This is a genomic window from Streptomyces sp. NBC_01546 (assembly GCF_045208355.1).
Taxonomy (GTDB): domain Bacteria; phylum Actinomycetota; class Actinomycetes; order Streptomycetales; family Streptomycetaceae; genus Streptomyces.
Window position 1 is genome coordinate 3,347,814 of record NZ_CP109379.1, and the last position, 12,490, is coordinate 3,360,303.

Sequence of the window (12,490 nt, forward strand, 5' to 3'; positions counted from 1 at the left end):
GCCGCCCCGGCGGGGCGGCCCTTCTCATGCCTCGGTGTACGTCAGGCCAGCGGGCCCGTCACGGACTCCACCGCGTCGACGAGGGCGCCGGAACGGACGAACGCGTCGGCGGCGGCCAGGTCGGGGGCGAGGAAACGATCCGGCCCGGGACCCTGCACACCCGCCGCACGGGCGGCCTCGATCGCGGCCAGGCTCGCCGGTGCGGCGGTGAGCCCGTGGCGCAGCTCGATGGCCCGGGTGGCCGCGTACATCTCGATGGCGATGATCCGGGTGAGGTTGTCCACGGCGGTACGGAGCTTGCGCGCGGCCGACCACCCCATCGAGACGTGGTCCTCCTGCATGGCGGAGGAGGGGATGGAGTCGGCGGAGGCCGGCACCGCGAGCCGCTTCATCTCGCTGACCAGGGCGGCCTGCGTGTACTGGGCGATCATCAGACCGGAGTCCACACCGGCGTCGTCCGCGAGGAACGGCGGCAGGCCGTGCGAGCGGTTCTTGTCGAGCAGCCGGTCGGTGCGCCGCTCGGCGATGGAGCCGAGGTCGGCGGCCGCGATGGCCAGGAAGTCCAGCACGTACGCGACCGGGGCCCCGTGGAAGTTGCCGTTGGACTCCACGCGTCCGTCGGGCAGCACCACCGGGTTGTCGACGGCGGCGGCCAGCTCGCGGGAGGCGACCAGGGCGGCGTGCGCCATGGTGTCGCGGCCGGCGCCCGCGACCTGCGGGGCGCAGCGCACCGAGTAGGCGTCCTGCACGCGCGGGGCGGACTCCTCCTGGAAGTGCCCGGTGAGCCCGGATCCCTTCAGCACGGCGGCCATGTTGGCGGCGGAGGCGCCCTGGCCGGGGTGCGGGCGGATGGCGTGCAGCTCGGGCTGGAGGACCTTCTCCGTGCCGAGCAGCGCCTCCAGGGTGAGGGCCGCGGTGATGTCGGCGGAGGTGTACAGCTTGCCGAGGTCGGCGAGGGCCATGACCAGCATGCCGAGCATGCCGTCGGTGCCGTTGAGGAGGGCGAGGCCCTCCTTCTCGCGGAGCTCGACGGGCTCGATCCCGGCTTCGGCGAGCAGTTCCCCGGCGGGGCGGACGGTTCCGTCCGGACCCTCGGCGTCGCCCTCGCCCATCAGCGCGAGCGCGCAGTGGGACAGCGGCGCGAGGTCGCCGGAGCAGCCGAGGGAGCCGTACTCGTGGACGACGGGGGTGATCCCGGCGTTGAGCACGTCGGCCATGGTCTGGGCGACGGAGGGCCGTACGCCGGTGTGCCCGGAGGCGACGGTCTTGAGCCGGAGGAACATCAGCGCGCGGACGACCTCCCGCTCGACGCGCGGGCCCATGCCGGCGGCGTGCGAGCGGACGATGTTGCGCTGGAGCTGGGCGCGCAGCTCGGGGCTGATGTGCCGGGAGGCCAGCGCGCCGAAGCCGGTGGACACCCCGTAGACGGGCTCGGGCTTGGCGGCGAGCGCGTCGACGATCCCCCTGGCGCGGGCGAGCGCGTCGAGCGCCTCGCCGGACAGCTCGACGCGCGCGTTGTGGCGGGCGACGGCGATGACGTCCTCGGCGGTGGTCCCGGACGTCCCCACCACGACAGTGTGCATATCCATATTCAGCACCCTACGGATTGAATCGCTACATGTCACTAGGCGAAACTGTCACGATCACGCGCCAGGAGGGCCCCTTACGGCCCGAGCGGCGGTCACTGGCGGCCGCGGAAGCGGCGCCGCTCCCCCGGAGCCTCCTGTGCGGCGGCGTCCGCGAGCCGCACCACGGCGGTGTCCCGGCCCGCCACCACCGGCTTCGGGGAGCGCGCGGCCTTCGCCTTGTACTGGGCGGCGTCCGCGAGCCGGAACAGCCGCCGGGAGGACTTCACCAGCCCGATCGGGTCCCCGGTGGAGGCCACCCCGCAGGCCACGCCCTCGCCCAGATCCAGCTCGGCGGCCCGGACGCACAGCTCCTCGGTGACCCGCACCACCTCGTCCGCCGTCGGCCCCACCCCCAGCAGGCAGAACTCGTCGCCGCCGAGCCGCGCCACCAGCGCGCCGGGCAGCATGGCCCCGCACAGGCTCAGCACCGACCCGAACCGCTCCAGCAGCCGGTCGCCCATGGCGTGGCCCAGGGTGTCGTTGACCTTCTTCAGCCCGTTCAGGTCGCAGACCACGAGGCTGACCACGACTCCGGTCCGCCGGTGTTCCTCCAGGGCCTCGTCGAGCCGCATGTCGACCGCCCGCCGGTTGGCGAGGCCGGTCAGCGGGTCGGTGAAGGCGAGGCGCCGGGCCTCCTCCAGCCGTTCGTTCTGCGCGAGCCCGGCCGCGACCACGGCGGCCAGGACGGTCGCGAACTCGGCGTCGTCCTCGTCGAAGTCGGGCAGCCCCTCGTCCCGGGCCACGTACAGCTCGCCCCAGGCCCGCCCGCTGAGCACGATCGGCGCGACCACGCAGGTGCCGCGCCCGCGCCGGCGCAGGGCCTCGCCGCGCCGCCCCGGCCGGTCGCCGACGGCGCTCTCGACCCAGGCGTGCGGGCCGCCGCCGCCCACCCAGCGCTCGTGCAGGAACTCGGTGATCTCGGGGAAGTCGTGCACGGGATAGGACTCGTCCTCGGGGAACTCCTCCTCCCCCCGCCGCCGCTCCCCCTCGTTCACGAGCACCCGCAGGCGCCCCCGCTCGCGCTCCCACGCGGAGATCGCGGCGAAGGAGCCGTCCAGCGCCACCCGCGCTCCCCGCGCAGCCGCCCGCACACTGTCCCGCGGCGCGCACGCCGCGGCCATCGCCTGCGCGAGGCCCACCACGGCTCGCAGCCGCCCGTCAACTCCCATCACCCCAGGTTAGGGAGTTTTGTCTGATTTGGTGATAATTGGCGCGACTTTCGGTGACGGCGAGATCACGAAGGGCAACGGCCGAGGCGGCGACAGTGACGCGGTCCGGCTACTGCCCGGGCCAGTTCGGCTTGCGCTTCTCGTTGAACGCCGCCACGCCCTCGGCCCGGTCCCCCGAGAAGGCAACCGTCCGCCAGGCCGCGTCCTCGATCTCCAGACCGGCCGCCAGGTCCATCCCGTGCCCCAGCCGCAGCGCCCGCTTGGCCGCCCGCAGACCCACCGGGGAGTTCGCCGCCATCCGGGACGCCAGGGAGAGCGCCTCGGCCGTGTCCTGCCCGGCCGCGACCACCGAGTCCACCAGCCCCAGCGACAGCGCCTCGGCCGCCTCCACCCGCCGCGCCGTGAAGATCAGCTCGGCCGCCCGCGCCGCACCCACCCGGCGCGGCAGCAGCTGCGTGCCCCCGCCGCCCGGGATCACCCCCACCGACACCTCGGGCAGCCCGACCACCGCCGTCTCATCGGCCACGATCACATCGCAGGCCAGGGCCAGCTCGAAGCCGCCGCCCAGGGCGAAGCCGTGCACGGCGGCGATCGTGGGCATCGGCAGCTCCAGTACGCCCCCGTACGCACCCCGCGTGGTCGGCCGCTGCCGCACCAGCTCGGCGTCCGACAGCGAGTTCCGCTCCTTGAGGTCCGCCCCCACGCAGAACGCCCGCTCCGCGGCGGAGGAGAGCACCACCACCCGTACGGAAGCGTCGGCGGCCAGCTGCGCGCAGGCCGCCCCGATGGCGCGGGCCATGTCCGTCGACACCGCGTTCATCGCCTTCGGGCGGTCCAGCACCAGCTCGACGACCCCGTCGTCACCGTGCCGACGTACCGAAACGAACTCCGACTCGAACGCGGACTCGGACGCGGACTCGGACATAGGACAGACCCTCCCGGTTAACGAACGTTACCCGGGGATCTTAGGCTTCCGCCGCGTCAGCGACCAGGGCTCCACGACACCCAGACCACGCACCGGCCGCTGCCACATCGGCTGGAGCGCGAAGCGGTACGCGCCGCCGCCCTCCGCCTCGGCCTCCTTCTCGGACACCGGCGCGGCCCCGGTCCGGCCCAGCTCCTCCGCCATCGCCCCGTCAACCAGCACCGCGTCCTTCGGCGCTATGGACGTCAGCCGGCTCGCCAGGTTCACCGTGGTCCCGAAGACATCGCCCATCCGGGTCGTCACCGTGCCGAAGGCGATCCCGACCCGCAGCTCGGGCATCTGCGGATCGGCCTCCATCGTCTCGATCAGCCGCAGCGCGATCTCCGCCGCCGTCGCCGCGTCGTCGGCGGCGTACAGCACCTCGTCGCCGAGCGTCTTGATCAGCCGGCCGCCGTGCGCCGCGACCAGGTCCGCCGACGTCGTCTCGAAGGACTCGACCAGCTCGCCGAGCTCCTCCTCCTCCAGCCGCCGCGTCAAACGGGTGAAGCCCACCAGGTCCGCGAAGCCCACCGCGAGCCGCCGGTCGACCATCTCCTCGTCGTCCGCCACCTGCACGACGCGCCCGGTCGCGGCCGCCAGCTGGCGCCGCCACACGTAGACGAGGAACTCCTCCAGCTCCGGCAGCAGCAGCTCGACCAGGGGGTACGTGACCTCCGTACGGGTCATCCCCGGCTCCGGCGGCTCCGTCAGCCCCTCCAGGAACGAGTCGATCTGCCACTCCGCCAGCCGCGCCGTGGTCTGCCCGGTGGACCGCGCCACCTGCACCGCCATCGGCTCGGACAGCAGCCCGGCCTCCACCAGACCGGCCAGGCGGCGCAGCGCCAGTACGTCCGCCTCCGTCAGGGCCTTGGCCTGGCCGATGTCCGCGAAGCCCATGGCCCGCCAGAAGCGGGAGGCGAGCTCCATCGAGACACCGGCACTGCGGGCGGCCTGGAAGGGGGTGTACCGGCGCTCGGCGCCCAGGATCAGCTGCTCGAGCCGGATGGCGAGGGGGTCGGCGGTGGGCTGGGCCGTGTGGTCCACCTCGTGGTGCGGGTGGTGCTGGTCACGCCCGATCGGGTGGGCCGGACCCGTGGGCCCGTGGGCGGACGCGCTGGACGTAGAGTCGTCGACGGTCAAGGGCCGCCTCCTGTCCATTCCGTGCGCGCACTGCCCTGCCGAACCGGGTGATCACCACGAGTACCGGGATCGCCTAAACCATACGGCAGGTGTGCCGTAGCTCACTCCCCCTCCCCTGCTTTGAACGGGGGTCAGTGCACGGACCGCAGATGCACCACGTCGCCCGCGCCCACCGCCTCGTGCTCGTCCGCGGCGGTACGGATCAGCAGGCGGCCGTCGGCATCGATCGCTTCGGCCGTTCCGGTGAGCGTGCGGCCACCGGGGAGCTCCGCGCGGACGTGACGGCCCAGGGTCGCGCAGCCCGCCGCGTAGGTCTCCTGGAGGCCGCTCGACGCCGGGTCGCCACCGGCCGCGCGCCAGTTCCCGTACCACTGCTCGAGCGAGCGCAGTACGGCCCTGAGCAGCGGATCCCGGTCGGTCACGGTGGCCTTCGCCAGCGCGAGGGACCCGGCGGCCGGCACCGGCAGCTCGTCCTCCGTCAGGGTCACGTTGAGCCCGATCCCGATGACGACCCCGTCGGCGACCCGCTCGGCGAGGATCCCGCCGGTCTTGCGTTCCTCGCCGTCCACGGTGACCAGCAGGTCGTTGGGCCACTTGAGGCCGGTGTCCACTCCCGCCGCCCGGGAGAGCCCGCTCGCGGCGGCCACCCCGGCCAGCAGGGTCAGCCACCCCCACCGCTCCTGCGGCACGGCCTCGCCCGGCTTGAGCAGCACGGAGAAGAACAGCCCCGACCGGGCCGGCGCGACCCAGCTCCGGTCGAGCCGCCCGCGCCCGGCGGTCTGCTCCTCGGCGACGAGCACGGCCCCCTCGGGCAGCTGCGCCGCCCGGGCCGCGAGGTCGGTGTTGGTGGACCCGGTGGCGGCGACCACCTCCAGGGAGGTCCACAGCCCGCCCTCGGTGACGAGGGCCCGCTGGAGCGCGGCGGCATTGAGGGGCGGCCGGTCCAGGCTCGACCAGCGACCCGCGGAAGCACCTGCTGAGGCATCTGATGGCGTCATGCAACCCACAGTAGGTGTGTCAAACGCCGCACTGCCGAGCGCCATGCCCGCCGATACGCTACGCACCAGTAGCCAGCAGTAGTCAATCAATTGACCAGGCAGTTGACACCACGCAGGGAGCCGCGACCCCGATGTCACAACCGTCAGAGCCGATCGACATGCACACCACCGCGGGCAAGATCGCGGATCTGCAGCGCCGCATCGACGAAGCCACCCACGCAGGATCCGAGCGTGCCGTGGAGAAGCAGCACGCCAAGGGCAAGCTGACGGCGCGTGAGCGGGTGGCCCTGCTGCTGGACGAGGGTTCCTTCGTCGAGCTGGACGAGTTCGCCCGGCACCGCTCCACCAGCTTCGGGCTGGAGAAGACCCGCCCCTACGGCGACGGCGTCGTCACCGGCTACGGCACGGTGGACGGCCGCCCAGTCGCGGTGTTCTCGCAGGACTTCACCGTCTTCGGCGGGGCCCTCGGCGAGGTCTACGGCCAGAAGATCATGAAGGTCATGGACTTCGCGCTGAAGACCGGATGCCCGCTCGTCGGCATCAACGACTCCGGTGGCGCCCGCATCCAGGAGGGCGTCAGCGCCCTGGGCATGTACGGCGAGATCTTCCGCCGCAACGTCCACGCCTCCGGCGTGATCCCGCAGATCAGCCTGATCGTCGGGCCCTGCGCGGGCGGGGCCGTGTACTCCCCCGCGATCACCGACTTCACGGTGATGGTCGACCAGACCTCGCACATGTTCATCACCGGCCCGGACGTCATCAAGACGGTCACCGGCGAGGACGTGGGCTTCGAGGAGCTGGGCGGGGCCCGGACGCACAACAGCACGTCCGGCGTCGCGCACCACATGGCGGGCGACGAGAAGGACGCCATCGAGTACGTGAAGTCGCTCCTCGCGTACCTGCCGTCGAACAACCTCTCCGAGCCGCCTGCCTTCCCCGAGGAGGCGGACACCGAGGTCACCGACAGCGACCGCGAGCTCGACGTACTGATCCCGGACAGCGCGAACCAGCCGTACGACATGCACACCGTGATCGAGCACGTGCTCGACGACGCGGAGTTCCTGGAGACGCAGTCGCTGTTCGCGCCGAACATCCTCACCGGCTTCGGCCGGGTCGAGGGCCACCCGGTGGGCATCGTCGCCAACCAGCCGATGCAGTTCGCCGGCTGCCTGGACATCAACGCCTCCGAGAAGGCCGCGCGGTTCGTCCGGACGTGCGACGCGTTCAACGTCCCGGTGCTGACGTTCGTGGACGTACCGGGCTTCCTGCCGGGCACGGACCAGGAGTACAACGGAATCATCCGGCGGGGCGCGAAGCTGATCTACGCGTACGCGGAGGCCACCGTCCCGCTGATCACCGTCATCACCCGCAAGGCCTTCGGCGGCGCGTACGACGTCATGGGTTCCAAGCACCTCGGTGCGGACCTCAACCTGGCCTGGCCGACCGCGCAGATCGCCGTCATGGGCGCGCAGGGCGCGGTGAACATCCTGCATCGCCGCACCATCGCGGAGGCGGACAATGTGGAGGAGACCCGGGCCCGGCTCATCTCCGAGTACGAGGACGCGCTGCTGAACCCGTACACGGCCGCCGAGCGCGGTTACATCGATGCGGTGACCATGCCGTCCGAGACCCGGGCGCACGTGGTGAAGGGGCTGCGGCAGCTGCGCACCAAGCGGGAGTCCCTGCCGCCGAAGAAGCACGGCAACATCCCCCTCTAGCCCCTCCAGGAGGTCTCTGTGGTGATCAAGGTCGTCAAGGGCAATCCGACCGCGGAGGAGCTGGCCGCCGCACTGGCGGTGGTCCAAGCGCGCGCGGCGGCGCTGGCCTCGGTGCCGTCGGGCGCGCCCCGGGTGGCGGACGAGTGGTCGACGCCCGCCCGGGTGGCGCGGCGCCGGCTGCCGCGGCCGGGGCCGCGCGCGTGGGGCCGTACGTACTGGCCCGGATAGGTCCCCCCCAGGCGGAATATGACGCGAACGGACGGTGACGCCTGAGTACGGGTACTCAGGCGTCCCGCCCGTCCCGGGGACAGGATCGGACCATGCTCTGGTCCGATCCTGAGAACAAGCCGCCGAAGGACATGCGCGACGTGCAGGCGATGGTCCGGCGCATGACCGTGGTGATCGCCATCGCCATGCTCGTGGGGGTCTACGTCCTGGGCGTGGGCCGCTTCTAGGGCACGGCCGAAGGCAAGCCCGCAGGCACGGCCGTGCGCAGGTCCGGCGCACGTCCGGGGCACGTCGCATCCCGGACGGGGGCTGCCCCGTGGCGCCCCTACGATGGCGGGCATGACTGTCGAACCGCGCTCGCTCGTCCTCGCCTCCGCCTCCCCCGCCCGCCTGAACCTGCTGCGGCAGGCCGGGCTCGCCCCGCACGTCATCGTCAGCGGTTTCGACGAGGACGCGCTGGACCACGACGAGCCCGCCGAGCTGGCGCTGGCGCTGGCCGAGGCGAAGGCGGGCGCCGTGGCGGCCCTGGACGAGGCCGCGGGCGCCCTGGTGATCGGCTGCGACACCGTGCTGGAGCTGGACGGCGAGGCCCTGGGCAAGCCGGCGGACGCCGAGGAGGCCACGGCCCGCTGGAAGGCGATGCGCGGGCGGTCCGGGATCCTGCGCACGGGCCACTGCGTGATCGACACGGTCGGCGGCCGTCAGGTCTCGGCGACGGCCTCCACGACGGTCCGGTTCGGCGAGCCGACGGACGCGGAGGTCGCCGCGTACGTGGCGAGCGGCGAGCCGCTGCACGTGGCGGGGGCGTTCACGCTGGACGGGCTGTCGGCGCCGTTCATCGAGGGCATCGACGGGGACCCCGGCAACGTGATCGGGCTGTCCCTGCCGCTGCTCCGCTCCCTGCTGGGCGAACTGGGCGTGTCCATCACGGATTTGTGGGCTTGAGCTCCCCGAGCGGCGGCGGGGCGTCCTGTACGCCGGTCTCGCGCGGGGCGGCGTAGAGCATCAGGGTGAGGACCAGCAGGCACAGGATCAGCATCATCGCCACGAAGGCGCCCCAGCCGACCAGGACGACGGACAGGATGCCCAGCACCCCGTGCGTGACGGCGGCGCCGACGAGCACGGCGCGGGCGAAGCCGCCGGGCGCGCGGTCGCGGACCGCCGCCAGGGCGGCGAGCACGGCGCACAGCAGGAGGAAGGCCCCCATGCCCGCCCCGAGGCCGTAGGTTGCCTTGGACATGACATCCGGATCGCTGCCCGCGATCGACATCGACTGGTTCGCGGTGGTCCGGCCCAGCACGATGTGGACGAACACGAGTACGACCGCTTCCGCGACCAGTACGATCGCGGCCAGTCCGGCCACGAGTCTTCGCAGCACGACGTCCCCACCCCCCACGCGTCACAAGCCTGTTCGACGCCTGGAGGCTACTAACGGGTAAACGTGCGGACAAGGGGTGCGGGCCGCTTCGTTACGGGAGCGGCCGCGCACAGTGATCACGCGAAGAAAAAGTGGGCCGTTCGTAGGGACTCGACAAAGAATCACCCGGGGCCGCTGACCGGCATGACAGAGACCCGGGCTGTAATACGGGGTTACTGTGCAGTCGGGGATCCCCCTGACCTGGGGCGCCATAAGGGTTCCCCAGTAGAGCGAGCCTCGAATCACACTCTGTGTGGGCAAGCTCACCACTGGGGAAGGGTCGAAAGGCCGTGTGGGCTGTCCCTAAACTCAGCTTGTTTCAAGGAGGGAGCCATCGTGCGCAAGGTGCTCATCGCCAACCGTGGCGAAATCGCTGTCCGCGTTGCTCGGGCCTGCCGGGACGCCGGGATCGGGAGCGTAGCCGTCTACGCCGATCCGGACCGGGACGCTCTGCATGTCCGCGCGGCAGACGAAGCTTTCGCGTTGGGCGGTGACACCCCGGCCGCCAGCTACCTGGACATCTCCAAGGTCCTCCAGGCCGCAGCCGATTCCGGTGCGGACGCCATCCATCCCGGATACGGCTTCCTCTCCGAGAACGCCGACTTCGCGCAGGCCGTGCTCGACGCGGGCCTGACCTGGATCGGCCCGCCGCCGCAGGCCATCCGCGACCTGGGTGACAAGGTCGCCGCCCGGCACATCGCCCAGCGCGCCGGTGCGCCGCTGGTCGCCGGTACGCCGGACCCGGTCTCCGGAGCCGACGAGGTCGTCGCCTTCGCCAAGGAGCACGGCCTGCCCATCGCCATCAAGGCGGCCTTCGGCGGCGGCGGCCGCGGCCTCAAGGTCGCCCGCAACCTCGAAGAGGTGCCGGAGCTCTACGACTCCGCCGTCCGCGAGGCCGTCGCCGCCTTCGGCCGCGGCGAGTGCTTCGTCGAGCGCTACCTCGACAAGCCGCGGCACGTCGAGACCCAGTGCCTCGCCGACAGCCACGGCAACGTGGTCGTCGTCTCCACCCGTGACTGCTCCCTCCAGCGCCGCCACCAGAAGCTGGTCGAGGAGGCCCCCGCGCCGTTCCTCTCCGAGGCGCAGAACGCGGAGCTGTACGCCGCCTCCAAGGCGATCCTGAAGGAAGCCGGCTACGTCGGCGCCGGTACGGTCGAGTTCCTGGTCGGCACGGACGGCACGATCTCCTTCCTGGAGGTCAACACCCGCCTCCAGGTCGAGCACCCGGTCACCGAAGAGGTCACCGGCATCGACCTGGTCCGCGAGATGTTCCGCATCGCCGACGGCGAGGAGCTCGGCTACGGGGACCCCGTCCTGCGCGGGCACTCCTTCGAGTTCCGCATCAACGGCGAGGACCCGGGCCGCGGCTTCCTCCCGGCCCCCGGCACGGTCACGAAGTTCGCCCCGCCGAGCGGGCCCGGCGTCCGCCTGGACGCGGGCGTGGAGTCCGGCTCGGTCATCGGCCCGGCCTGGGACTCCCTCCTCGCCAAGCTGATCGTCACCGGCGCCACCCGCGAGCAGGCGCTCCAGCGCGCCGCCCGCGCGCTCGCCGAGTTCGAGATCGAGGGCATGGCCACCGCCGTCCCGTTCCACCGCGCCGTCGTCGTCGACCCGGCCTTCGCCCCCGCGGAGGGACCCTTCACGGTCCACACCCGCTGGATCGAGACCGAGTTCGTCAACGAGATCCCGGCGTTCACGGCCCCGGCCGCGGAGGACAGCGAGGACGAGCCGGGCCGCGAGACGGTGGTCGTCGAGGTCGGCGGCAAGCGCCTCGAGGTCTCGCTGCCTTCGTCCCTGGGCATGACCCTGGCCCGCACGGCCGCCGCCGGTGGCGCCAAGCCCAAGCGGCGCGCGGCCAAGAAGTCCGGCCCGGCCGCCTCCGGCGACACCCTCGCCTCCCCGATGCAGGGCACGATCGTCAAGGTCGCGGTCGAGGAGGGCCAGCGCGTCGAGGAGGGCGAGCTGATCGTCGTACTCGAGGCGATGAAGATGGAGCAGCCGCTCAACGCGCACCGCTCCGGAACGATCGTCGGCCTCACCGCCGAGGTCGGCGCCTCCCTCACCTCGGGCGCCACGATCTGCGAGATCAAGGACTGACGTCCGCAAAAACGCCGACGGGGCTGGATGGCGCTGAGCGCCACCAGCCCCGTCGGCGTCGAGCGGCCTAACGGCGCCGCATGTCGGCGACCCGCGCCCGCTCCCCGGCCTGCTGCTCCAGCAGCCCGGCGGGCGCGCTGCGCAGTTGAGCCGTGGGCCCGCCGCGCCTCTGCACCGGCAGGGGCGAGTCGCGCCGCGGCCGCCGGCCCGTCATGCCGTCACCGCCGCCGGAGGCCGCGGTTCCGCCGGCCACGGTGATCTGGACGCCCTGGTCGGCCAGCGCCTGGAGTTCCGTGGCGGCGCGGTCGTCGTGCGGTGGGGGCTCGTCCGTCACCAGGCGGGTCATCACATCGGTCGGCACGGTCTGGAACATGGTGTCCGTGCCGAGCTTCGTGTGGTCCGCCAGGACGACCACCTCGGCCGCCGCCTGGACCAGCGCCCGGTCCACGCTCGCGGAGAGCATGTTGGACGTGGACAGGCCGCGCTCGGCGGTCAGGCCGCTGCCCGAGAGGAAGGCGCGGGAGACCCGGAGCCCCTGGAGGGACTGCTCGGCCCCGCTGCCCACGAGGGCGTAGTTGGACCCGCGCAGGGTGCCGCCGGTCATCACCACCTCCACCCGGTTGGCATGGGCCAGCGCCTGGGCGACGAGCAGCGAGTTGGTGACGACGGTCAGTCCGGGCACCCGGGCGAGCCGGCGGGCCAGCTCCTGGGTCGTGGTGCCCGCGCCGACGACGACGGCCTCGCCTTCTTCGACGAGGCCGGCCGCGACATCGGCAATGGCGGTCTTCTCCGCCGTCGCGAGATGGGACTTTTGCGGAAAGCCGGACTCCCGCGTGAAACCGCCCGGCAAGACCGCACCGCCATGTCGGCGGTCGAGGAGTCCTTCTGCCTCCAGTGCCCGCACGTCCCGCCGTACGGTCACTTCGGAGGTCTGGACGACGCGGGCGAGCTCCCGGAGCGATACCGCTCCGTTGGCCCGCACCATTTCGAGGATCAATTGGCGACGTTCTGCAGCGAACACGAAACTGACAGTAACCCCAACGACCGTCTGGTTTCAGCTCCTTGCGCCGGAATACCGAAGTTGTCCGTACGGCGGGGCGACTAGTGGTATACGCGGTCGGTTGGTTGTGT

12 protein-coding genes are annotated in these 12,490 nt (G+C 72.2%); 5 read left to right on the plus strand and 7 right to left on the minus strand.

The genetic code is table 11. From position 1 onward, the window contains the following. Positions 1 to 41: 41 nt before the first annotated feature. The 5 genes from hutH to OHA89_RS15000 all read right to left on the minus strand — a co-directional run bounded on the left by hutH (position 42) and on the right by OHA89_RS15000 (position 5,899). Positions 42 to 1,583, minus strand: coding sequence for a histidine ammonia-lyase (gene hutH, locus OHA89_RS14980; protein WP_257559342.1), 1,542 nt, complete (start codon positions 1,581 to 1,583; stop codon positions 42 to 44). A gap of 98 nt (positions 1,584 to 1,681) precedes the next feature. Then, positions 1,682 to 2,797, minus strand: coding sequence for a diguanylate cyclase domain-containing protein (locus OHA89_RS14985; protein ID WP_406366365.1), 1,116 nt, complete (start codon positions 2,795 to 2,797; stop codon positions 1,682 to 1,684). A gap of 109 nt (positions 2,798 to 2,906) precedes the next feature. After that, the gene (locus OHA89_RS14990) at positions 2,907 to 3,722 is read right to left on the minus strand and encodes an enoyl-CoA hydratase/isomerase family protein (protein ID WP_266607927.1); all 816 of its coding nucleotides are present in this window, start codon (positions 3,720 to 3,722) and stop codon (positions 2,907 to 2,909) included. 27 nt (positions 3,723 to 3,749) lie between these two features. Then, positions 3,750 to 4,901 (minus strand): adenylate/guanylate cyclase domain-containing protein, encoded by a 1,152-nt coding sequence (locus tag OHA89_RS14995; RefSeq protein ID WP_215148369.1) that lies wholly within the window; start codon positions 4,899 to 4,901, stop codon positions 3,750 to 3,752. Between the two features lie 131 nt (positions 4,902 to 5,032). Then, a complete protein-coding gene (locus tag OHA89_RS15000) occupies positions 5,033 to 5,899 on the minus strand; it encodes a biotin--[acetyl-CoA-carboxylase] ligase (protein ID WP_266607930.1) in 867 nt (288 codons plus the stop codon). A gap of 131 nt (positions 5,900 to 6,030) precedes the next feature. Between OHA89_RS15000 and OHA89_RS15005 the strand changes: the two genes are divergently transcribed. From OHA89_RS15005 to OHA89_RS15020, 4 genes are all read left to right on the plus strand, one after another. Beyond that, a complete protein-coding gene (locus tag OHA89_RS15005) occupies positions 6,031 to 7,617 on the plus strand; it encodes an acyl-CoA carboxylase subunit beta (protein ID WP_257554516.1) in 1,587 nt (528 codons plus the stop codon). An 18-nt stretch (positions 7,618 to 7,635) separates the two neighbouring features. Next, a complete protein-coding gene (locus tag OHA89_RS15010) occupies positions 7,636 to 7,845 on the plus strand; it encodes an acyl-CoA carboxylase epsilon subunit (protein ID WP_215148375.1) in 210 nt (69 codons plus the stop codon). A 92-nt stretch (positions 7,846 to 7,937) separates the two neighbouring features. Further along, positions 7,938 to 8,072: a morphogenic membrane protein MmpB gene (gene mmpB, locus OHA89_RS15015; protein WP_266607932.1), complete on the plus strand. Its 135-nt coding sequence runs from the start codon at positions 7,938 to 7,940 to the stop codon at positions 8,070 to 8,072. 103 nt (positions 8,073 to 8,175) lie between these two features. Further along, on the plus strand, positions 8,176 to 8,790 hold the full coding sequence (locus tag OHA89_RS15020) for a nucleoside triphosphate pyrophosphatase (RefSeq protein ID WP_215148377.1): 615 nt from the start codon (positions 8,176 to 8,178) through the stop codon (positions 8,788 to 8,790). Here OHA89_RS15020 and OHA89_RS15025 read toward each other — a convergent pair. After that, positions 8,771 to 9,223 (minus strand): hypothetical protein, encoded by a 453-nt coding sequence (locus OHA89_RS15025; protein WP_257554520.1) that lies wholly within the window; start codon positions 9,221 to 9,223, stop codon positions 8,771 to 8,773. The two genes, OHA89_RS15020 and OHA89_RS15025, sit on opposite strands and share 20 nt — an antisense overlap. A gap of 375 nt (positions 9,224 to 9,598) precedes the next feature. On the opposite strand from OHA89_RS15025, the gene OHA89_RS15030 reads away from it, so the two are divergent. After that, positions 9,599 to 11,359, plus strand: a complete 1,761-nt coding sequence (locus OHA89_RS15030; protein ID WP_266607936.1) for a biotin carboxylase N-terminal domain-containing protein — start codon at positions 9,599 to 9,601, stop codon at positions 11,357 to 11,359. Positions 11,360 to 11,426: 67 nt separating this feature from the next. Here the strand turns inward: OHA89_RS15030 and OHA89_RS15035 are convergent, their stop codons facing one another. Continuing rightward, the gene (locus OHA89_RS15035) at positions 11,427 to 12,380 is read right to left on the minus strand and encodes a DeoR/GlpR family DNA-binding transcription regulator (protein WP_215148383.1); all 954 of its coding nucleotides are present in this window, start codon (positions 12,378 to 12,380) and stop codon (positions 11,427 to 11,429) included. Between the last annotated feature and the right edge of the window lie 110 nt (positions 12,381 to 12,490).